Raw genomic sequence first — 23,055 nt, forward strand, 5'->3', positions numbered from 1 at the left:
ATACTTATAATCATTAAAGACCATTCTATAACTGGAGAAAAGTATCCGTCCGTACTTAATGTAGAAGAACTTACAGCCATTCCGAACGAGAAAGCCCATCGCCTTTAGGCATGGGATAGCACACCATGCCTATGAACTTAAGAACAGAAACTTACGCTTGAACATAATATCAAATTTAGATGAGCAAAGCTATTTCAAGTGAATAGAATCCACTCTTTAAGAATACATAAAATATATACATACAAGCTTAGTCTGATCACTACATCATTAGTGAAAGTAGGATTCTATAGATTTTGGAGGAAGAGATATGAAAAAAAAGGTTCTCCTGTTTACAGATTTGGGGATTGATGATGCGTTTGCTATACTGTACACCTTTTTTCGTAAAGACATTCAACTTGTAGGAATTGTAGCCGATTATGGAAATGTATCCAGAGAAAATGCAATAAGAAATATTAACTATTTGAAGTACATTGCGGGAAGAGAAGAGATACCCGTATTCCTTGGTGCTTCTGTACCGTTGACAGGTATATTGATTCAGTATTTCCCTGAGGTACATGGAAAAGTCGGATTAGGACCTATCATTCCCCCTGAAATTTCATATCCAGTTTATCCTTTAAATGATATTTATCAAATTATAGAATCAAATTTAGAAGATCTTACAATTATCAATTTAGGAAGACTTTCTTCGCTAGCTACGACTTTTGTGTTGAATTTAGAAACAATGCGAAACGTAAGAGAATGCATTTGCATGGGGGGAGCTTTTTTCTATCCAGGTAACGTAACTGCTGTGGCTGAAGCTAACTTTTACTCAGACCCTTATGCAGCAAACTTAATTCTGCAGCATGCAAAGAACTTGACAATTATTCCTTTAAATGTGACTCAACATGCGATTGTTACACCCGAAATGGTCCAGCAAATTGATGCATTTCATCGGAATACACAGGACCTTGCAGGACTCATCATCAAACCTATGTTAGACTATTATTATAAATTCTACTCCAAGTCTAATCCTGGTATAAGTGGAAGCCCTATGCATGATTTTGTAACAGTGTGGTATTTGCTGAATCAAGAGGCTGTTGGCCTTTCAAGAGTACCCATTAAAGTAATTCCTGATCAAGGAGAAGGATTTGGTCAAAGTATTGCAGACTTTCGTTTTGCTACTAATCCAGGCTATAAAGCGCATAATGTAGCTTTTCAGCTTGATTATGAAAGATTCAAGAAGGATATTATGGAAACGTTTTTAAAGAAGAGAGTGTAACAGACTTTATTAACTTCAGATAATAGGGATTATTTGAATGAAATGCCACTTCACTTAACGTACAGGAATTCGACTTTTTTAGGTTGAAATTCGCTTAGCATATAAAACTTCCAAAATGTTGGCTGTATCCCATCACCATCAAGCTAACAAAACAAAATCCCCCTAAAATGAAAAAATCCGCTGACTTCTCAAAGTAATTAACTATAGTGAAAGAAAATTTTTATTTTGGGGTACATTAAAACTTTAGCTTGATGGCCATGGGGTCTCGCCATCAAAACGTGAATTTCGCACGCTAAGGAATTTCTATGTTAAAAAACTTGGTTTTACCGTACGTTAAGGAAGTTCCATAAATAATATTCAATGTTTGTTATTGAAGGGTTTTGTTATCGTTACTACAGAAAGAACAAAAAGAATGAATTGAATATGAATCGATTTATCCCGTAAAAGCCCGATTGGTGAGGGCTAATAATCAGTGGGGGATGGACAACCCCCCACTGATTAAAGTTTCACTTTATCTGCTTCAAGATCATCTGTATTGAGTTTATGAAGCTACACAATAAAGTTTCATTGTATATACATAAGTGGAATAGAAGTTTAGGTGGATAAAATTCGGTAGTCGAAATTTCTTGCATAAAGCTGTATAATGCTTGTAACGAAAGGGAAATACAGGAAAGGGTTTGTAATAAGTTACTATGGAAAAAGATAAACAACAGTTAAGCGTTGAAGTTGCAAGATTATATTATCAATCAGATTATAGTCAGCAAGAAATTGCTAACAAATTAAATATTTCAAGACCGACGATCTCTAGATTATTAAAGTACGCAAAAGAAAAAGGATTTGTTCAAATTAGCATAGCCGATCCGTTTGCTGATTTAGATAACGTTGGGAATTTACTTAAAGAAAAGTACAACCTGTTAGAAGCGCATGTCGTATTTTCTCCAGTACCAGAATATGCAACGATTACGGAGTATATTAGTAAGTATGCTGCTGAGTATATGGAAAAGACAGTGAAAACTGGTGATATCGTTGGTGTAAGCTGGGGAATGACGATGTATGAAATCGCTAGAAAAATCGTGCCGCAACATGTGAAAGGTGTAGAGGTTGTCCAATTAAAAGGTGGCATTAGTCACTCAAGTGTAAATACATATGCGAATGAGACGATTGCTTTATTTGCAGATGCTTTTCAAACGACGCCAAGAAATCTACCCCTTCCAGTTATATTTGATAATGCAGTGACAAAAGAATTAGTGGAGCAAGATAGACATATTCATCACATTATCGAAATGGGAAAACAAGCGAATATTGCAGTTTTCACTGTTGGAACAGTGCGAGACGAAGCGCTATTATTCCGATTAGGATATTTCGATAAGGATGAAACGAACATTTTGAAAAAACAATCGGTCGGTGACATTTGTTCACGTTTCTTTGATGGAGACGGAAATATTAGTAGCGAAGAAATTAATAAGCGTACAATTGGAATTGAGTTAGAGGAACTTAAATTAAAGAAACGTTCTATTTTAGTTGCAGGTGGTAATAGAAAAGTAAAAGCAATTGATGGTGCGTTACGTGGCGGGTATGCAAATGTATTAATTATCGATCAGCATACGGCGAAGGAATTGTTACATTATCAAAAAGGTTAGAAATAAAAGGCTTTCTCAAAATATTAATTTTGAGAAAGCCTTTTATTTTGTTATGTATAAATGATAGGAGTCCTTCTTGGAACACAAACTTCCTTTTTAAAAATAATTATGGATATTGAGATACATACTACCAGTGTTAACATAAAAGTTTTGATTTCAACTTGTGATGTATATGAATTGTTTCTCAGCTAGAATGCACCGTATCTACTACAAGAAATTCCCTTTTGCAAAAGAGTGAACAAAATTTCAAAAGTGTATTTACATTTGTTCAACTAAGAGTTAGAATGAAGTTGTTAAAAGATATGAGGAGTGAAGATAATGAACATTGCAAAGTTAATTGACCATACAATTTTAAAACCAAATTCTACTAAAGAAGATGTTATGAAAGTAATCGAAGAGGCAAAGCAATACAAATTTGCTTCAGTTTGTATTAATCCTACATGGGTAAAGCTAGCTGCTGAAGAATTAGCTGGACATGATGTAGACGTTTGTACTGTAATCGGTTTCCCATTAGGAGCAAGCACTACTGAAACAAAAGCATTCGAAACAAAAGATGCTATCGCAAAAGGTGCAACTGAAGTTGATATGGTAATCAACGTAGGTGCTTTAAAAGATGGCGACAATGAGTTCGTTGAGAAAGACATTTATGAAGTAGTACAAGCAGCAAAAGGAAAAGCTCTTGTAAAAGTAATCATTGAAACTTGCCTTCTAACAGATGAAGAAAAAGTTCGTGCTTGTGAATTATCAGTAAAAGCTGGTGCTGATTTCGTAAAAACTTCAACTGGATTCTCAACTGGCGGAGCAACTGCAGAAGATATCGCATTAATGCGTAAAACAGTTGGACCAAACGTTGGTGTAAAAGCATCTGGCGGCGTTCGTACACGTGAAGATGCAGACAAAATGGTAGAGGCTGGAGCTTCTCGCGTTGGAGCAAGTGCTAGTGTTGCAATCGTATTAAATGATGCAAAAGGTGCTACAGATAACTACTAATCAATAATGAAGTAAAGGGCAATAGATACACATTTAAAGTAAAGTGTATCTATTGCTTTAACAATTGAAAAAGATGTAAGCGGATACGAATGGGAGGAGACGGCTTATGAAATACTTAATCGGTGTTTTAGGCCTCGTATTGATTTTAGGTATCGCTTGGCTTGCTAGTAATGATAGAAAGAAAGTCAAATATCGCCCAATCATAACGATGGTTATATTACAATTCATTTTGGGGTTTTTATTATTAAATACAAGTGTAGGGAATATATTAATTAGCGGAATAGCAGATGGTTTTGGAGAATTATTAAAATATGCCGCTGATGGTGTGAATTTCGTATTTGGTGGATTAGTAAATCAAAAAGAGTTTTCGTTCTTTTTAAGTGTATTAATGCCAATCGTATTTATATCAGCTTTAATAGGTATTTTGCAACACATTAAAGTATTACCTATTATTGTGAAATCTATCGGTCTAGTATTAAGTAAAGTAAATGGAATGGGGAAATTAGAATCATATAACGCTGTTGCTTCTGCGATTTTAGGGCAATCTGAGGTGTTTATTTCAGTTAAGAAACAACTAGGATTATTGCCAGAAAAGAGAATGTATACATTATGTGCATCTGCAATGTCTACCGTTTCTATGTCTATCGTTGGATCGTACATGGTGTTATTAAAACCACAATATGTTGTAACCGCTTTAGTACTTAACTTATTTGGTGGTTTTATTATCGCTTCTATTATTAATCCGTATGAGGTTACTGAAGAAGAAGATATGTTAGAAGTACAAGAAGAAGAGAAAAAGACCTTTTTTGAAGTATTAGGGGAATATATTATAGATGGATTTAAAGTTGCGATTACAGTAGCAGCTATGTTAATCGGTTTCGTTGCTCTTATCGCCTTTATTAATGCAGTATTTAAAGGTGTAATCGGTATCTCATTCCAAGAAATTCTTGGATATGTATTTGCACCATTTGCATTTATTATGGGTGTTCCATGGCATGAAGCAGTTAACGCAGGTAATATTATGGCGACAAAACTTGTATCAAATGAATTTGTTGCGATGACAGATTTAGCACAAGGAAACTTTAATTTCTCAGATAGAACGACAGCGATTATATCTGTCTTCTTAGTTTCATTTGCAAACTTCTCTTCAATTGGAATTATCGCTGGGGCAGTTAAGAGCTTAAATGAAAAACAAGGGAATGTAGTCGCAAGATTTGGTTTGAAATTACTTTTCGGTGCAACGTTAGTAAGTTTCTTATCAGCAACAATCGTTGGCTTATTATTTTAACAGATTCATATAATATAAAAAGGAATGGTGATTACAATGAGAATGGTAGATATTATTGCGAAAAAACGTGATGGAAAAGAATTAACGACTGAAGAAATTAACTTCTTTATTAAAGGGTATACAGATGGAAGTATTCCTGATTATCAAGCGAGTGCACTTGCAATGGCAATCTTCTTTAAAGATATGACAGATCGTGAACGTGCAGACTTAACAATGGCAATGGTTGAATCTGGAGAGACAATCGACTTATCAGCAATTGAGGGCATTAAAGTAGATAAACATTCAACTGGTGGTGTTGGTGATACAACAACATTAGTATTAGGACCATTAGTTGCTGCTTTAGATGTACCAGTAGCAAAAATGTCTGGTCGTGGTTTAGGACATACGGGCGGGACAATTGATAAATTAGAAGCAGTGGAAGGATTCCACGTTGAAATTACGAAAGAGCAATTCATTGATATTGTAAACCGTGATAAAGTGGCTGTTATCGGACAAACAGGAAACTTAACACCTGCTGATAAAAAAATCTATGCACTTCGTGATGTAACAGGAACAGTAAACTCGATTCCTCTAATTGCAAGTTCAATTATGAGTAAAAAAATTGCAGCTGGTGCTGATGCGATCGTACTTGATGTAAAAACAGGTGCTGGTGCATTTATGAAAACAGAAGAAGATGCAAAAGAATTAGCTCATGCAATGGTACGTATCGGAAATAATGTTGGACGTCAAACGATGGCAGTAATTTCAGATATGTCACAACCTCTTGGTTTTGCAATTGGTAACGCTCTAGAAGTGAAGGAAGCAATTGATACTTTAAAAGGTGAAGGTCCAGAAGATTTAACAGAATTAGTACTTGTATTAGGTAGCCAAATGGTTGTACTTGCGAAAAAAGCAAATACATTAGAAGAAGCTCGTGAAATGCTAATTGAAGTTATGAAAAACGGAAAAGCAACTGAGAAATTTAAAGAGTTCTTAAGCAATCAAGGCGGAGACAGCTCGATTGTAGACAATCCAGAAAAAATGCCACAAGCGAAGTATGTAATTGATGTACCAGCTAAAACTTCAGGTGTTATTTCTAACATTGTTGCGGATGAAATTGGTATCGCTGCCATGCTACTAGGTGCAGGTCGTGCAACGAAGGAAGATGAAATTGATTTAGCTGTAGGTTTAATGTTACGTAAAAAAGTCGGCGATGCAGTAAAAGAAGGCGAGCCATTCGTAACGATTTACGCAAATCGTGAAAATGTAGAAGATGTAAAAGCAAAAATTTATGAAAATATTTCTATCTCTGAAACAGCAGTGGCTCCTAAATTGGTTCATACAGTTATTACTGACTAATCATAATTACATTTACTTTGAGGAGGAAATAATATGGATAAGAAAAAATATATTGAAGAAGCAAATAAGATGTTATCAAAAGCGTATATTCCGTATTCAAAATTTCCTGTTGGTGCAGCGTTAGTTACAAAAGAAGGTAAAATCTATACTGGTTGTAATATAGAAAATGCTTCTTACGGTTTATGTAACTGTGCAGAAAGAACGGCAATCTTTAAAGCAGTATCAGAAGGTGAGCGTGACTTTAGTTACTTAGTCATTACAGGCGAAACGGACGGGCCGATTTCACCATGTGGTGCATGTAGACAAGTTATTGCTGAATTTTGTAATCCGAAAATGCCAGTTTTACTAACGAATGTAAAAGGCGATGAAAAAGAAGTGACTGTAGAGCAGTTATTGCCTGGTGCCTTCTCAATTGAAGATTTAAAATAAGTTAGAAGGCCATTCCACAATTAATAGTTGTGGAATGGCCTTGTTATTTTCAAGAAATAAAAAACCAAACTAACAATGTAATACTCTGTTCATATTCCGTTCATAAACTTTGCGTAAAATGATTGCAGTGAATATGGAAAGTGACGATATTAATTGTCGTTCTACAGCAGGAGGAATATAATGAAGAAATTATATAATGCAGCATTCATTTACTTAATTATTGGTTTATTATCAGGTGTATTTGCTAGAGAGTATACAAAAGCGCAAGGAATTAAAGGATCCACTATGTTGCAATTAGTGCATACACACGTATTAGTGCTCGGCTTCGTATTCTTTTTGGTCGCTTTGGCTCTATTTAAAGTATTTAATGTCCGTGAAACAAAAAGTTTTCGTGCATGGTTTGTTGTGTATAACATAGGATTAATTTTTACAATCGCTACAATGGTATTTAGAGGTATTTTACAAGTAAACGGAACAGACTTTAACGGTTTAAGCCATATGGCTGGATTAGCTCATGTCATTATAAGTGTCGGGCTTGTTTGGTTTATGATTTTGCTCAAAAAGTCTTTTAAATAGATAGGGGTGGAGAGTATGAGTTTAGCACTTTTATCAAGTATCGTAGCAGTTTGTATGGCCGTTGGAGTAATGTTTCTTCGATTTAAGTCAGCGAAAAAACCGGTAACGAAAAAGAAAATTATATTACCGCCAATCTTTATGAGTACTGGCGCATCGATGTACTTCTTACCAGAGTTTCGGTTAACATCGTTAGAAATAGTAGAGGCAATTAGTATAGGACTTATTTTCTCTATATTTCTTATTAAAACATCTAAGTTCGAAATAAAAGGTGAAGACATATATATGAAACCGTCAAAAGCGTTCATATTTATTTTAGTTGGATTATTAGCTGTACGAGTAGGACTTAAATCATATTTAAGTCAATCGATTGATTTAGCACAATTAAGCGGGATGTTTTTCTTACTTGCCTTTGCGATGATCGTATCGTGGAGAATTGCTATGTATCGCTCGTATACTAAATTAGAAAAGACAATAAAAAGAGCTGGAATTTCTATATAGGAAATCCAGCTTTTTTTATGTTTTTTGAAATGTGGTCTTATGCGCGGAACTCATTTACTAAATTTCAAACGTTCTTTAGCATCTTGTAATGCAACTGGTGTAACATTGATACCATTTGGATCAACAATTTTTGTGTTTAATAAAATGGAATCTAGGCTTCCGCGAAATGTTTTTGTATAATTTTGACGCAACATTTGTTGCTCTTGTTTTTCATCAACTGTTAATCCAGATGTTCTTTCTTTTTTTGCTAATTCGTTAATGCGGAATAAAATGTTTTGCATTTGTTTTCACCTCTATTTAATTTTAATTAGTTACTTACTAATTTATAGTTATTTTAACGCGTAATTTTTATTATGTCAACATCATCTAAAAAGGTTAATAATTGACGAAAAATTATAACAATAATAAAATGAATAACAGAGGATAATTAGTTTGAAAAACATACATAGAACGCTAGGGGGATTATTATGAAGTCAACATTTTTTGCTCAAAATAGAGAAAGATTAGTGAAAACATTACCAGATGAATCAATTGCTATTTTATTTGCTGGACAGGCACCTCATATGTCAGCTGATGCACATTATAAATTTGTGCCGAATCGTAATTTTTACTACTTAACGGGAATCGATGAGCCGAATGTTATTTTCATGTTAAAAAAGTTTGGAAATAGTGTAGAAGAGACTCTTTTCATTGAAAAATCAGATCCAGTACTTGAAAAGTGGGTTGGAAAAACAGTTTCTAAAGAAGAAGCAGAGAAATTATCAGGTATAAAGAAAGTGGTGTATTTAGATAGCTTTGAAAAGACGATGACGAATACACTTTTCGCAGAAAATGTGAAACACGTGAATTTAGACTTGGAACTTCGTGAGTGGAACGGTACTGAGACGAAAACATTAGCGTTTGCTAAACATGTAAGAGAACAGTACCCGCACATAACAATTGGGAATGTATACCCAAACATTTGTGAATTACGAGTGTTTAAAACAGAGGAAGAAATTGAAATCATTAAAGAAGCGATAGCTGTTACTAAAGAGGGCATTTATAACGTGCTGAAGCATGCAAAAGCAGATGTGATGGAATATGAATTAGAAGCTCATTTTGATTTTACGCTTAAATCATCTGGAATTAAACATCATGCGTTTAATACAATTTTGGCGAGCGGTAAAAATGCTACAGTCCTTCATTATGAAGATAATGATGCACAAATTCAAAATGGTGATTTAGTACTGCTCGATTTAGGTGCTCAAAAAGATTACTACAACGCTGATATTAGTTACACATTCCCAGCTAGTGGAACATTCTCTAGTCGCCAAAAACAAATATATAATATCGTGTTAAAAGCATTGAAAGAAACAACTGAACTTATTAAGCCAGGATTAAAGTTTGCTGCATTAAATGAGCATACAAAAAAAGTACTGGCAGAAGAGTGTAAAGCTATTGGTTTAATTCAAGAAGATGAGGAACTATCTAAATATTATTATCACGGCGTGAGTCATTTCCTAGGTTTAGATACTCACGATGTAGGAACATACAAAGAGAGAGTATTAGAAGAAGGTATGGTTATTACGATTGAACCAGGTTTATATATTGAAGAAGAATCAATTGGGATTCGTATTGAAGATGATATTCTTGTAACAAAAGATGGGTTTGAAAACTTGTCAAAAGATATCGTTAGATCAGTTGAAGAGATTGAAGAGTTTATGAGTGAAAATAATGTAAATGTAAAAGAAGATGAAGTTGTTACGAAATAATAATTAGAAGAGGCGCTCAATTTTGGGCGCCTTTTTATTTTGCTCATTTTATATCTCCATATTTTCTTGAAAATTGTCTTCTATAATAATCTTGAAAAAGAAAAAGGAGGGATTTACCATGAAGAGATTTGTATTAACAGCAGTTACAGTCTCCGTAATATCTTTAATTGCTGCATGTTCTGCGACCACAAATACAACAAATGATCATAAAAATATGAACGACAAAACAACAACACAGACTGAAACGGCTACAAAACCATTGAAAGTTGTAAAAGGGCCAGCAGTTACTTTAGTAGCGAAAGAAGAAAAACAAAAGCTAAGTAGCGGTGTTATTGTTCCAGTCTGGACATTTAATGGTTCATCTCCTGGTCCAGAAATCAGGGTGAAAAAAGGTGAAAAGGTTAAAGTGACATTAAAAAATGAATTATCTGCACCAGTATCTATTCATTGGCATGGATATCCTGTCCCAAATAACATGGATGGAATTCCGGGTGTGACACAAGATGCGGTTGAATCTGGAAAAAGTTTCACCTATGAATTTGAAGCGAACGTACCAGGAACGTATTGGTATCATTCACATCAAGATTCTGTAAATCAACTAGATAGAGGTTTGTATGGTGCTCTTATTGTAGAGGATACAAATGAAAAGTATGATAAAGATTACACATTAATGTTAGATGAATGGGTAACAGATAAAGAAGAAATTAATAAGCAGTTAAAAGAAATGACAAAAGGGCAAACAGAAAAAGTAGATGGTAATAAATCTAAGGATAATGAAAATACGAAAAAGAATGATGATATGAAAGGCATGGATCATGGAAATATGAAGATGGAAGGTCATGATATGAGTATGTATGACTTATTCACAATCAATGGTAAAAGCGGAGATTTAGTAGAGACATTAAAAGTGGATAAGGGCGATAAAGTTCGTCTTCGATTCGTTAATGCTGGTTATCTATCACATGATATACACGTTCACGGTCATGATATAAAAGTAATTGCGACAGATGGCCAACCAATAAATGATCCAAAAGTTATAAAGGATAAAGTAATTTCAATAGCACCGGGTGAACGGTATGATATTGAATTTACTGCTAATAATCCTGGGAAATGGTATGTTGAAGACCATTCAGAAAATAAAGGTGCAAAAGGAATGAAAGCTGTTATTGAATATGATGGTAGCAAAGAGATGAAAGATAAAGCAGATGAAAAAGAAAATTTACCGAAATTAGATATGACGAAATATGGTGCTAAAAAATTAGGTAGTTTCACGTCAAATCAACAGTATACTGCCACATATAATATGGACTTGAATACGCAAATGAATGGAAATGAAATGGTATATACAATTAACGGAAAGGTATTCCCAGATATTGACCCAATTCCAGTGAAAAAGGGTGACTTAGTAAAAGTAAAATTAGTAAATCGCTCTAAAGCGGACGATCATCCGATGCATTTACACGGCCATTTCTTCCAAGTGTTAAGTAAAGATGGAAAACCGATAGAAGGTTCTCCAATTGTTAAAGACACTTTGAACTTAAAACCAGGAGAAGAATATGAAGTAGCCTTTGTAGCAGACAATCCGGGTGAATGGATGTTCCACTGTCATGATTTACACCATGCTTCAGCAGGAATGGTAACAGAAGTGAAATATACAGATTACAAATCTGATTATGTTCCAAACCCTAACATTCCTAATCAGCCAGAATAATATGAAGCAGTTATCCTATGGATAGCTGCTTATTCATTTTCGTTGCAAGTGTTAATGCATATGTTGATCGTGCCCGGATGAAGATGGGGGAGTATGATCTGGAAATGTCACGAATACAGTAAGAACAATTACTACGCTAATGGAAAGTACTAATAAAAACCGGCGGTGGATATAAGTAGAAAAGGTTTCTGATAAAAGCTGAATCATACATGACATAGTTATCGTTATAGTAAGTAAAAGACTAATAAACAGAATACTATGTGCTTGTTGAGCGTTTAACATTTCTGTAATCATAGCTCCCATCATACTTGCCATTAAACTAGAGAACATTCCTTCTAAGGCAGTGTACAGGTGAAAACGTAGACCGACTAAAAAACCGATACAACCACTAATCAAAATAGCAAGCAAAGTAGAATATAGTAATTCTCCTTTAAAGAGAATACCTAAATAAAAACCGATACTTAAACCGATACTCATACTAAAAGACATAATAAATACCATATACTCCATTAGGGTACCCTTACGTTTAGAAATATATGATGTGATAATAATCGAGATACAACAAAGTGTTAAGGCAGTTAACGTATAAGCAAACATCATGATACCTCCCTGTCCTATCATTCACTTCATCATATGTTCAAATGGAGAGTACTTATGCTAATATATATCTGCAAATTATCTGCACAATTTAAAAAAGGTAAGTTCAATATAATTTTTAAATAATGATGGTTATCTTAGTAGACGATGCTTCATAAGGAATTGTTGTATTTTAAATTTTATAGAATATATGAAAGCAAATAGTGGTGAATGGAAAGGACGCTCGATGTTGGGGTGTTTTTTTTTGTTTGTGAGCATGGGAAAGAAAGTGTTATATAATGAGTTTCTATTGTGAACACATAAAGAATAAGCGTATAATATTATAGGTCTCCCATTTGTGAGACAAACCGCGAATGATAAATAAGATTGTTGTATTATCATCGCTTCTAAACATATAGACAATGAAAGTAACACTGGAATACAGATAGGGAGTTATAAAATGAAATTAATTATTGCCGAGAAACCAGATCAAGGTTTGGCTCTTGTTTCACAGTTTAAATATCGCCGGAAAGATGGGTATTTAGAAGTAGAAGCAAATGAGTTATTTCCAAATGGAGCGTACTGTACATGGGCAATTGGTCATTTGACGCAGTTATGTAATCCAGAACATTATCACGCAGAGTGGAAAAAATGGTCATTAAATACATTACCGATGATTCCAGAGCGTTTTCAGTTTGAGGTAACAAAGTCAAAGTATAAGCAATTTAACGTTGTGAAACAGCTGTTACATAATCCTCAGGTAACAGAAATTATTCACGCGGGCGATGCTGGGCGTGAAGGGGAACTGATCGTACGAAACATTATTAATCTTTGCAACGTGCAAAAGCCAATGAAGCGTCTTTGGATTTCATCTTTGACGAAACAAGCTATTTATCAAGGATTTAAAAACTTACTAGATGAAGCAGATACGATTAATACGTATTACGAAGCATATACAAGATCTTGCGCTGACTGGGTCGTTGGTATGAATGCATCGCGTGTCTTTAGCATTTTGCTAAAGAAAAAGGGAATGAACGATGTATTTTCCGCTGGTCGTGTACAAACGCCAACATTAGCACTCATTGTAAAGCGTGAAAAAGAAATAGAGAACTTTAAGTCAGAGCCGTTTTGGGAAGTGTTCGCAACCTTTAATATAGAAGGAAAGAAGTATGAGGGGAAATGGGAGAAAGATAATGAGTCCCGCTTAAATGATCCTGATTTGGCAAATAAAATTGCAGCGTTTTGTCAAAACAAACCGGCTGTAGTAAAAGAAATGAAAACGGAGCGTAAAGAGTTTCAGCCGCCGTTTTTATTTAATTTATCAGCGCTGCAAGCGACAGCGAATAAAGCCTTTAAATTTTCACCAAAAAAGACACTTGATATAACACAAGCACTATATCAAAAAGGGATTGTCTCTTACCCTCGTTCGGATTCTAACTATGTTACACAAGGAGAGGCAGCGACGTTCCCTGATATTTTACAGAAATTAAGTCAGTTTGATGAATATAAAGGTTTATTACCAGCACCAATTGAATCGATTATGAACAATAAGCGTTATGTGAATGAAAAGAAAGTTACAGATCACTATGCAATTATACCGACAGAGCAAGTTACAAATCCAAGCAAACTATCAGGTGATGAGAAGAAAATTTACGATATGATCGTAAGAAGACTTATTGCGGCGCATTATGAAGTAGCAATCTTTGATTACACAACGATTACAACTCTTGTAGACGAACGTGCTGAGTTCATTTCGAAAGGAAAACAGCAAATTCAAGAAGGTTGGCGTAAAGTTATTTTCCAAGACGATAAAGATGACGAAACGATTCTTCCAATTGTAGCTGAAGGTGAACAAGGAAAAGTTGTAAAGGTGAAAGTGAAAGAAGGAAAAACACAGCCACCGAAGCGTTATACAGAAGGACAACTTATTACGTTAATGAAAACGGCCGGTAAGTATTTAGAGAATGAAGAGCTTGAGAAAGTATTGAAGAAAACAGAAGGTTTAGGCACAGAGGCAACTCGTGCTGGTATTATTACAATGCTGAAAGACCGTAAATATATAGATGTACAGAAAAACCAAGTGTATGCGACCGATAAGGGAAAAGTATTAATTACAGCAATCGGCGACAAAATACTAGCTTCACCGGAAATGACTGCAAAATGGGAGCAGCGTCTTGCAGAAATCGGAGAAGGTACAGCTTCACCAGCTACATTTATGGAACAAACGAAAAAGCTATCAGCTAAAATTATTGAAGATGCAGTGGAAATGTCGGAGAAATGGGATTTCACTGGATTACATGTTGAATCGATTGAGCGAAAAGGATCGAAATTTACAACAGGTAAAAAGGTCGGGAACTGTAAAAAATGCGATGGCGATGTTATTGATAAGTCGACGTTTTACGGTTGTTCTAACTACAATACAACACAATGTGACTTTACCATCTCGAAGAAGATTTTAAGCAAAGCTATTTCGCAAAAAAACATGACGAAACTATTAAAAGGTGAAAAGACCGATTTAATTAAAGGCTTTAAAAAAGGCGAGAAAACGTTTGATGCGAAGTTAGAGTGGAAAGATAATAAGATTAATTTTGTGTTTGAGAATTAAGTGGTTTTAACATATAAAAAAGCTCTTTCACGAGTAAAAGTTTCTGTAACAGGTTAGGTTTGAAAAAATTATTGATAGAAAAGAAAAAGCATGACAATTTTAAGTCATGCTTTTTTTATTTTATAATTACAGAGTTTTGTATACTAGCACTAAAATTTATTTAAATTAATTGTTTGAAAAGATGGTATGAAATAGGGTTAAGTAGCAATAAAGTTATTTAATTTACAATAAAGTCTTTTAAAATATAAAAAAGGTGTTTAAAGATCCTGCTTTAACTAAACGGCAGGTTAGTTTTAATACAATGTTTGTTTTATCATTTAACCAAAGTGATAGAAGGTCAAAGAAAAGGCAGTAATAAAGAAATGCCATTCCTAATGTGGACTGGCACTTGGTAAGATGCAAAATTCATTATTTGATTTCGGCTGAGGAATTTGATTCATCTATTTTTCCTGTACTTTATTATGATTCCTTAGGCAGCCTTCTCTGTTTTAAATACCCATTGTTGGAGAGTTGGTTGATAATACGGTATCATCCACCCTAAAATTTTGCCGATAAAATAGGCGGCAATTAGTGTGCCGATTCCGATTGAGCCTAATGATTGAATGAAAACTATACAGATTGCACCAGCCACACAAATGTTTATTAAATCGCTCAAAATTTTTGCTTTACCGAATTTTAAATTGAATTTTTCACTAATTGCATAAGTTAACGCATCATACGGCATTAATGGCAGTTTCGCTGTTGTATAGCCCATTAAACCGACCGCTATAACAAATAAACTAACAATCAAATATACACTTCGAGCAAGGAGAGTTTCAGGTGCAGGGAAAAGTTGTACAAGGAAGAGTGTTGCATCCATGAAAAACCCAAATAAAAACGAAATAATGAATTGACTCACAAATTCATTTAACTCCATGCGTTTACTTAATATCACTTGAATAATAATGTATAAAACATTTGCAAGCGCCATTGTCACACCAACCGATAAACCAATCGTTAGCGTACTTGCATATGCTAATGATGACACAGGCGATACACCAAATCCTGCTTGAATCGACATGCTAATGCCAATCGACATAAAAAATAACCCGAGCACGTATAAGATGATGCGCTTCAAGGTTCTGTTCCAATGATTCATAGTATCTCTCACTTTCTAGTTAATATTATCAATATAAAGACTATAGCTATAGAATTAAATATAACGTCAAATTCGACATATGAAAAATATATATATGATAAACTAATCATATCAAAAAACATATGACGGAGAGATACAATGGATTTCAGGCAATTATATTACTTTAAAGAAATTGTGAAACAAGGAAGCATTTCTAAAGCAGCAGAAGTGCTCCATATCGCGCAGCCCCCACTTAGCCAATTATTAAAAAAGCTTGAAACTGATCTTGGCACAACTTTAATTCATCGATATCGTCAAAAATGGGAGCTTACAGCAACAGGTGAAATACTATACCAATATGCCAATCAAATGTTAATACAAATTCAAGATGTAAAGCAGCAAATTCAAGAAATTGAACAAGGTATAGGAGGAACAGTAAGTATCGGTGTATCATCTGCATGTTCGAATATGCTCATTGACTATGTTAGTACGTTTAGAACACAATACCCTAATGTTAAAATAAACATAGTAACGGGAAATTCAGAAGAATTATTAAAAAGACTAGAACAAAGAGAAATTGATGTTGCCTTACTTTTAAGATTGGGCAATAGTGAACAATATGAGATGAAAATATTAAAAAAACAACCAACCGCTGTGATTATTCCATCAAGTTGGGCAACATCGTTTTCATCACAGCATGTGACGATTGAACAGATTGCCCAGTTCCCATTCATTATGCTAGGAGCAATGGAAGGACTCTCCTTCAATGAAGACCTTTTCAAAGTGTTTGATGAACATCAAGTCAAGCCAAATATCATTATCGAGTGTAAAGATATAAGGATGGTTGTAGCACTTGTTAGTAGAGGACTAGGATTATCCGTTATTCCAAGAATGGATTACACATCATCATTTTTAGAACATACAACGCTTTTTGAATTGAAACAATTTGATTTTCATTTAGAGCCTGTAATAGTAAAGTTAAAAGACCAAAGAATTTCCAAAGTAGCATCTCAATTTTGGGAAATGGTTGATTAGGAGATATGAACAAAGCAAAAATAGCCTTCAATCAAGTAATATAGACATCTTACGAAAAATTGAGCCGGGATAAAAAAATTCTTTACTTGAGGAAATTTCAAAACTGACTGTAGCTATATAAATAAAAGATAAAAAAGTTCTTTACTAATTTGAAAAACGCAGTAATTATACTACTTATTAGTAAAGAACTTTTTATACAAGGACATAAGTGGTTTCAACATATAAAAAAGCTCTTTCCCGAGTGAAATGTTCTGTATTAGGTTTGAAAATATAGATAGAAAAAAGCATGACAATTTTAAGTCATGCTTTTTTATTTTATAATTACAGAGTTTTGTATACTGGCACTAAAATTTATTTGAAATAATTGTTTGAAAAGATGCTATTAAATTGGACGTTTATATCATTTTGATCATTTCTTTTATATAAAGGAAAAATAAGAAATTAGAAAATGGAAACAAGCAATGAAGAGAACAACTGAAAGTAGCTTACACAGATGTTTATAAAAAGTTATAGAGCATTTCTTTGAATGAGGAATGCTTTTTGTTTTTGCTTGGAACGAAAATATACAACAAAAATATTATCTAAAATAATAATAATTTATTGCAAAACGATAAAATTTATATTAAAATCAAAATCAGAATAAATAAGTGTGGTTCTTTTTATGGAAAAGGTAACAACGTTATTTTTAAAATTAGAGGAGGTATAAATATGGACATTAACAATTTGATTATTGAAAATATGGATAACCCTCATGAGTTGGAGAGAATGTATAGAAAAGACCCGAAAGCTTTTAAAAAGTCATTCTCACAAGCATGGGCCCAAAACCCTGATTCCCAGGTGCTAGATGCTTGGTATGAAAGGTTGCATTTCAAGGAGACGGCAAATACAGAAAAACCTTCATTGTTTCAAAAAGGTTTCTTATTCATGGGCATTTTAGCTATTCTGGCAGGGCTAAGCACCAGGATAATCTTCCATTTTGTCGAACAGGAAGCAATTGCTCCGATTAACTTGGCTTTTGGTGTAACTCCCTTTATTGCTGCTTATTTTATTTACAATAATACTCCGAAAAAAAGTATTATTTATTTCCTTGCAGCGTTGTTCCTAATTTCCGGGTTTTATCTTAATACGCTGCCATTAAATTATAAAGACAGTATTATCCTTGCTTATTTACACTTTCCCATATTCTTATGGGTATTGGTAGGGCTTGCATTTACAGGGAATGAATATTCAAAAGGCAGTACAAGATTAGCCTATATTAAATTTAATTTGGAGTATTGTATTCTCTACGCCAGCATGGCAGTTAGCGGAATGGTACTAGCAGCATTAACCATGCAGTTATTTAGGTTTGTTGACTTGAATATAGAAGACTTCTATTTTAGTAATGTTGTTTTATTTGGTGCTGCCGCTCTTGCTATTGTGGCTGCATACCTGGTATCAATGAATCTGAAACTTGCTAAGAATATTACACCATATATAGCTAAAATTTTTAGTCCTCTTGTCCTGATCACATTGTTGCTCTATCTAATAACGGTTATATGGGTCGGGAAAAATCCATTCTTGGACCGCAATTTCCTGATAGTCTTCAACGGAATACTCCTTGGTGTATTGGCCGTTACCATATTTTCCATTATCGAGAGCGACTCAGACGAGAAAAAGAACATTTCAGATTATATAAATTTTGCCTTAATTGTTCTTGCACTTATCATTGACAGTGTGGCTTTGTCAGCAATCGTGTTCAGACTTTCTTCTTATGGGATTACGCCTAATAGACTTGCTGCTTTAGGAGTAAACATACTTATCTGGGCAAATCTAATTTGGATTATGCTCTCCTATATGCGTTTTCTACAAAACAAGTCCGGACCTTCAACTATCCAAGATGCCGTTACGAAGTATTTGCCAATCTATGGATTTTGGGCAGCTTTCGTTATATTTGCTTTTCCTATAATGTTTAATTAGAAAGGCTCTTTTAATGTAACGAAAAGTTAATCTTCTATTATATCATTTTTATTAATGAGTAAGAGACGATAATTATTGTTAATTCTATAATTTCTCGACAATAAAAAAACGTCCCGCAGTGGGACGTTTTTTATTATGTGTATTGCTGTTTTTTCTTAATCAGCAGCAACACTTGCGAAATGCTAGCAAGCACAGGTAATTCAATTAACGGCCCAATGACCAAGGCAAGTGCAATAAGAGGTTCGTCTGGAAAAGCAGTCACAGCAATTGCGAGTGCAACAGGCGAATTTCTCGCTAATGTTGTTAAGCTTAGGCTTACAGTGTCTTCATAGGATAAATGCATGATACGTCCTACAAACTGTCCTAGTATAAAGTTAATCATGAAGAACAGTAATACTGGTATAAGTAACAATAAAACAACATTCATATTTTGTAATAAATACTTACCTTGTGAGGCAAACATCGCTAATATTGCTAAACTTAAAAATACAATTTGAGCAGAGCTGAAAAACGGAATGAGTTTATTCTCAAGTGTTTCAGCTTTTTTCATTTTATGCATAATGAATTTTGTAGCGTGTGCAAGTAAAAATGGTAAAACAAGTACAATAACAATACTTTCTACTAAAATAGAAATTTCTACTGCTTTCATTACACCAGCAAATAAAAACAAATAAATTGGTAGCAATAATACTTGTAAAATTAAATTTACCGGTAGAATTGATGTAGATAATGCGACGTTACCTTTTGCGATCTCTGTGAAAATTAAATACCAATCTGTACACGGAGTAACCATTAACATAATAAAGCCAACCCAAAGTGCTGGGTGATCTGAAAGAAATAACGCGCCTAATCCCCAAGCGAGAAAAGGTGTCCATATAAAATTAATACCTAGGCTTGTTCCAGCGAATTTTAAGTTGCGGAATCCATTTTTTATATCCTTTAAGGGGATGCTGAGGAATAATCCATAAAGCATTAAAAATAAGAAGGGGACAATAAATTTTTCTGAATACATATGTATCATCTTAAATTGTCCTAATATAACCCCAAATATAACAGCTGCAAGAATGATAAAGGTTTGAATCTTTTCTAAAGTACTCATTAATAAATCCTCTCTATAGATGAATTTCCCTTTCTAGTTGTATTATACAAGGTATTTATGTGTTTTTGAATTTATCACTTTGACTGAGGAAATATCTTTATTTAATATTTTTAACCCGAGATATTTTTATTTTTTAAAAGTTACTTGACTAAAGTAAGTGAGTGTACTATACTCACTTACATAAGGTAATTAAATAAATAAAAGTTAAAACTTCGGTTTAGATAATGTATTTAAATGAGATAGTTTCAGCAGGACATGATGAAACCTTTTCTTAGAATAAGATTTTTAATGCTGATGAATAATGAATATGATAAGAAAGTTTAGGTGAAGAGAATGGGATTATTTAGCTCATTATTTGGTAAAAAAGAAGAAAATACAAAAGTAGAGGAGAATAAAACTATGTCAAAAGTATTATTTGTAAAAGCGAACGATCGTCCAGCGGAGCAAGCAATTAGTTCAAAAATGTATGAAACATTTGTAAGTGCTTATAAGGAAGCAAATCCGAATACAGAAATTACGGAGTTAGATTTATTTGCATTAGATCTTCCGTATTACGGAAATATCGCTATTTCGGGTGGATATAAACGTAGTCAAGGAATGGAGATAACAGCTGAAGAAGAGAAGGCAGTTGCTACAGTAGATAAATATTTAAATCAATTTTTAGAGGCTGAAAAGGTTGTATTTGCGTTCCCATTATGGAACTTTACAGTACCAGCACCATTAATTACGTATATTTCATATCTTTCTCAAGCTGGAAAAACGTTTAAATATACAGCGAACGGTCCAGAAGGTTTAGCTGGTGATAAGAAAGTAGTTGTTTTAGGCGCTCGTGGTTCAGATTACTCTTCTGAACAAATGGCTCCTATGGAAATGGCTGTTAATTACGTTACAAACGTACTTGGGTTCTGGGGAATTACCAATCCAGAGACAGTTGTAATTGAAGGACACAATCAATATCCAGATCGCTCACAGCAAATTGTTGAAGAAGGTTTAGAGAACGTTAAGAAAGTAGCGGTGAAATTTTAAATAATGATAGTAAATGTAAAAACCAATATGGATGACCATATTGGTTTTTTAGTCTATTCCCTATGTTAAAAAATGTATATTTATAAAATAAAAGAAAAGTTTGAAAATAGTATTGCAAAATATTATATATCAAACTATAATGAGTTCAAGAATAGTTGATACTTAAATTAAATATTCAGAAAATTCAATTAGTTAAAATTGGAAAATGAGATAAGGAAATTTGAATGGGGGTTATATTATGGCGAATAAAGTACCATTTTCGTTTATAGTAGTTATCGGATTAATGTTATTTGCACTATTTTTTGGAGCGGGAAATTTAATATTCCCAGCGATGCTTGGTCAATCGGCAGGTGAGAATGTATGGATTGCTAACGCTGGATTTTTAGTAACAGGAGTAGGTTTACCATTACTAGGTGTATTAGCATTTGGTTTTTCAGGTAAAGATGATTTACAGTCATTAGCAAGTCGTGCTCACCCAGTGTTTGGGATTGTGTTTACAACAGTTTTATACTTAGCAATCGGTCCGTTATTTGCAATACCAAGAACAGGAAATGTTTCTTATGAAATTGGTCTTAAGCCGTTTATGCCAGAGGGATTAGGTTCTACACCGTTAATTCTTTTCACAATTATATTCTTTAGCATCACTTGTTTTTTTTCGCTAAATCCTGCGAAAATTGTCGATATTGTTGGGAAAATATTAACGCCAATTAAATTGACATTCATCGGTATTTTAGTAATCGTTGCTTTTATTCATCCGATTGGAGAAATGCAAGCACCAGTTGAAGGGTATACATCACATGCATTTTTCAAAGGATTCCAAGAAGGATACTTAACGATGGACACGCTTGCATCATTCGTATTCGGAATCATCATCATTAATGCAATTAAAGAAAAAGGTGCGAAAACGAAAACACAAATTATGGTTGTTTGTGCAAAAGCAACACTGATCGCTGCATCTATTTTAGCAATTATTTATACAGCTCTTTCTTATATGGGAGCTTCAAGCGTTGCGAAGCTTGGACATTTAGAAAACGGCGGAGAAGTATTAGCAAAAGTTTCTAACTACTATTTCGGATCATATGGCGGAGTATTATTAGGGTTAATGATTACAGTTGCTTGTTTAACAACAAGTGTGGGACTTGTATCAGCATGCTCTTCATTCTTCCATAAGTTATTTCCAAATGTTCCTTACAAAGCAATTGCAATTACGTTATGTGTGTTTAGTGCTATTGTTGCAAATGTTGGATTAACGCAATTAATCGCAGTTTCTGTTCCAGTATTAACAGCAATTTATCCACTAGCAATCGTGTTGATTTTCTTAACATTCTTCCACTCATTATTCAAAGGAAGAGCTGAAGTTTATCAAGTGAGTTTAATCGTAACGTTTATCATCAGCTTATTTGATGGATTAAGTGCAGCTGGAGTTAACATTGAAGTAGTAAGCCGTGTGTTCACTAAATTCCTTCCGATGCAGGAAGTAGGATTAGGCTGGATCTTCCCAGCGATTATCGGTGGATTTATCGGCTATGGTATTAGCGTTGTAAAAACGAAAAATGGAGTGCAACCAGCAGCTGATGCAAATAAGAAAATAAGTTAAACAAAAAAAGTTATAGAATTTGATTCTATAACTTTTTTTGTTACTATTGATAAGAATAGAAAAAATAAAGTAGTAGGGGAAATAAAATGAAAAAAACAATTGACCATATCGGGATCGCAGTTCGTGATATAGATAGTACGATACAGTTTTATGAAAAGGTTTTATCAGGGACTTTAATAGATCGATACGTAAGTGAAGCACCCGGTGTTGAAAGCGAAGTAGCCATTCTTGAAGTTGATGGTGATAGAATCGAATTACTTGCGCCGACGAATAACACAACTTCTCCAATAGCACGATTTATAAAGCAAAAAGGGAAAGGTGTCCATCATGTTGCGTATCGTGTAGATGATTTAGATGTAGCTTTAGAAGAATTAAAGGAACAAGGCATTCGAACGTTAGAGCATACCCTTCGAATTAATAAACATGGTAGACGATTAATTTATCTTAACCCAGCGGATACAGAGGGAACAATCATTGAGTATTGTGATTATCCGGAAGAGAAGTAAAGGAAGTTTATCCTTGAGAAAAGGTGTTACGTAATAACGTAACACCTTTTTAATTTGTG

Annotated in this window: 20 protein-coding genes; 16 read left to right on the plus strand and 4 right to left on the minus strand. The window is 34.0% G+C overall.

From position 1 onward, the window contains the following. Positions 1–307 precede the first annotated feature (307 nt). The 8 genes from EXW56_RS09235 to EXW56_RS09270 all read left to right on the plus strand — a co-directional run bounded on the left by EXW56_RS09235 (position 308) and on the right by EXW56_RS09270 (position 8,017). Positions 308–1,258 (plus strand): nucleoside hydrolase, encoded by a 951-nt coding sequence (locus EXW56_RS09235; RefSeq protein WP_002158329.1) that lies wholly within the window; start codon positions 308–310, stop codon positions 1,256–1,258. Positions 1,259–1,950: 692 nt separating this feature from the next. Beyond that, the gene (locus EXW56_RS09240) at positions 1,951–2,898 is read left to right on the plus strand and encodes a DNA-binding transcriptional repressor DeoR (RefSeq protein ID WP_002202408.1); all 948 of its coding nucleotides are present in this window, start codon (positions 1,951–1,953) and stop codon (positions 2,896–2,898) included. Between the two features lie 318 nt (positions 2,899–3,216). Beyond that, positions 3,217–3,888 carry a deoxyribose-phosphate aldolase gene (deoC, locus tag EXW56_RS09245; RefSeq protein ID WP_002012110.1) on the plus strand — a complete coding sequence of 224 codons (672 nt, stop codon included), beginning with the start codon at positions 3,217–3,219 and terminating at the stop codon, positions 3,886–3,888. Between the two features lie 106 nt (positions 3,889–3,994). Further along, positions 3,995–5,176 carry a NupC/NupG family nucleoside CNT transporter gene (locus EXW56_RS09250; RefSeq protein ID WP_002035026.1) on the plus strand — a complete coding sequence of 394 codons (1,182 nt, stop codon included), beginning with the start codon at positions 3,995–3,997 and terminating at the stop codon, positions 5,174–5,176. Between the two features lie 36 nt (positions 5,177–5,212). Then, a complete protein-coding gene (locus EXW56_RS09255) occupies positions 5,213–6,514 on the plus strand; it encodes a pyrimidine-nucleoside phosphorylase (protein WP_002200891.1) in 1,302 nt (433 codons plus the stop codon). A 33-nt stretch (positions 6,515–6,547) separates the two neighbouring features. Continuing rightward, complete coding sequence (locus EXW56_RS09260; RefSeq protein ID WP_002158324.1) at positions 6,548–6,943, plus strand: cytidine deaminase; 396 nt, start codon at positions 6,548–6,550, stop codon at positions 6,941–6,943. Positions 6,944–7,123: 180 nt separating this feature from the next. Beyond that, entirely contained in the window at positions 7,124–7,519 is a 396-nt protein-coding gene (locus EXW56_RS09265; RefSeq protein ID WP_002158323.1) for a DUF2871 domain-containing protein, read from the plus strand. A 15-nt stretch (positions 7,520–7,534) separates the two neighbouring features. Further along, a complete protein-coding gene (locus EXW56_RS09270; RefSeq protein ID WP_002202406.1) occupies positions 7,535–8,017 on the plus strand; it encodes a CcdC family protein in 483 nt (160 codons plus the stop codon). Positions 8,018–8,067: 50 nt separating this feature from the next. Here the strand turns inward: EXW56_RS09270 and EXW56_RS09275 are convergent, their stop codons facing one another. Next, positions 8,068–8,298 (minus strand): DUF896 domain-containing protein, encoded by a 231-nt coding sequence (locus EXW56_RS09275; RefSeq protein ID WP_215558303.1) that lies wholly within the window; start codon positions 8,296–8,298, stop codon positions 8,068–8,070. A gap of 186 nt (positions 8,299–8,484) precedes the next feature. On the opposite strand from EXW56_RS09275, the gene EXW56_RS09280 reads away from it, so the two are divergent. Both EXW56_RS09280 and EXW56_RS09285 read left to right on the plus strand, forming a co-directional pair. After that, positions 8,485–9,768 (plus strand): aminopeptidase P family protein, encoded by a 1,284-nt coding sequence (locus EXW56_RS09280; RefSeq protein ID WP_215597388.1) that lies wholly within the window; start codon positions 8,485–8,487, stop codon positions 9,766–9,768. A gap of 118 nt (positions 9,769–9,886) precedes the next feature. Then, positions 9,887–11,479 (plus strand): multicopper oxidase family protein, encoded by a 1,593-nt coding sequence (locus tag EXW56_RS09285; protein WP_215597389.1) that lies wholly within the window; start codon positions 9,887–9,889, stop codon positions 11,477–11,479. A gap of 51 nt (positions 11,480–11,530) precedes the next feature. On the opposite strand, the gene EXW56_RS09290 is transcribed toward EXW56_RS09285, so the two are convergent. Then, positions 11,531–12,076, minus strand: a complete 546-nt coding sequence (locus tag EXW56_RS09290) for a hypothetical protein (RefSeq protein WP_215558306.1) — start codon at positions 12,074–12,076, stop codon at positions 11,531–11,533. A 439-nt stretch (positions 12,077–12,515) separates the two neighbouring features. Between EXW56_RS09290 and topB the strand changes: the two genes are divergently transcribed. Then, complete coding sequence (topB, locus tag EXW56_RS09295) at positions 12,516–14,660, plus strand: DNA topoisomerase III (RefSeq protein WP_002200885.1); 2,145 nt, start codon at positions 12,516–12,518, stop codon at positions 14,658–14,660. 469 nt (positions 14,661–15,129) lie between these two features. On the opposite strand, the gene EXW56_RS09300 is transcribed toward topB, so the two are convergent. Further along, complete coding sequence (locus EXW56_RS09300; protein ID WP_002200884.1) at positions 15,130–15,798, minus strand: YczE/YyaS/YitT family protein; 669 nt, start codon at positions 15,796–15,798, stop codon at positions 15,130–15,132. 138 nt (positions 15,799–15,936) lie between these two features. Here EXW56_RS09300 and EXW56_RS09305 point away from each other — a divergent pair, with 138 nt between their 5' ends. Together EXW56_RS09305 and EXW56_RS09310 are read left to right on the plus strand one after the other, a co-directional pair. Next, entirely contained in the window at positions 15,937–16,812 is an 876-nt protein-coding gene (locus EXW56_RS09305) for a LysR family transcriptional regulator (RefSeq protein ID WP_002148786.1), read from the plus strand. Between the two features lie 708 nt (positions 16,813–17,520). Continuing rightward, positions 17,521–18,768 (plus strand): DUF4153 domain-containing protein, encoded by a 1,248-nt coding sequence (locus EXW56_RS09310; protein ID WP_215558307.1) that lies wholly within the window; start codon positions 17,521–17,523, stop codon positions 18,766–18,768. A 133-nt stretch (positions 18,769–18,901) separates the two neighbouring features. Here the strand turns inward: EXW56_RS09310 and EXW56_RS09315 are convergent, their stop codons facing one another. Continuing rightward, on the minus strand, positions 18,902–19,867 hold the full coding sequence (locus EXW56_RS09315) for an arsenic resistance protein (protein WP_199660840.1): 966 nt from the start codon (positions 19,865–19,867) through the stop codon (positions 18,902–18,904). Positions 19,868–20,200: 333 nt separating this feature from the next. Between EXW56_RS09315 and EXW56_RS09320 the strand changes: the two genes are divergently transcribed. The 3 genes from EXW56_RS09320 (at position 20,201) to EXW56_RS09330 (ending at position 22,996) form a co-directional block, all read left to right on the plus strand. Further along, on the plus strand, positions 20,201–20,893 hold the full coding sequence (locus EXW56_RS09320; protein ID WP_215597390.1) for an FMN-dependent NADH-azoreductase: 693 nt from the start codon (positions 20,201–20,203) through the stop codon (positions 20,891–20,893). 238 nt (positions 20,894–21,131) lie between these two features. Next, positions 21,132–22,490, plus strand: a complete 1,359-nt coding sequence (gene brnQ / locus EXW56_RS09325) for a branched-chain amino acid transport system II carrier protein (RefSeq protein ID WP_002200880.1) — start codon at positions 21,132–21,134, stop codon at positions 22,488–22,490. Positions 22,491–22,576: 86 nt separating this feature from the next. Beyond that, complete coding sequence (locus EXW56_RS09330) at positions 22,577–22,996, plus strand: VOC family protein (protein ID WP_002126861.1); 420 nt, start codon at positions 22,577–22,579, stop codon at positions 22,994–22,996. Positions 22,997–23,055: the final 59 nt, after the last annotated feature.

Source organism: Bacillus mycoides (assembly GCF_018742245.1).
Lineage (GTDB): Bacteria > Bacillota > Bacilli > Bacillales > Bacillaceae_G > Bacillus_A > Bacillus_A cereus_U.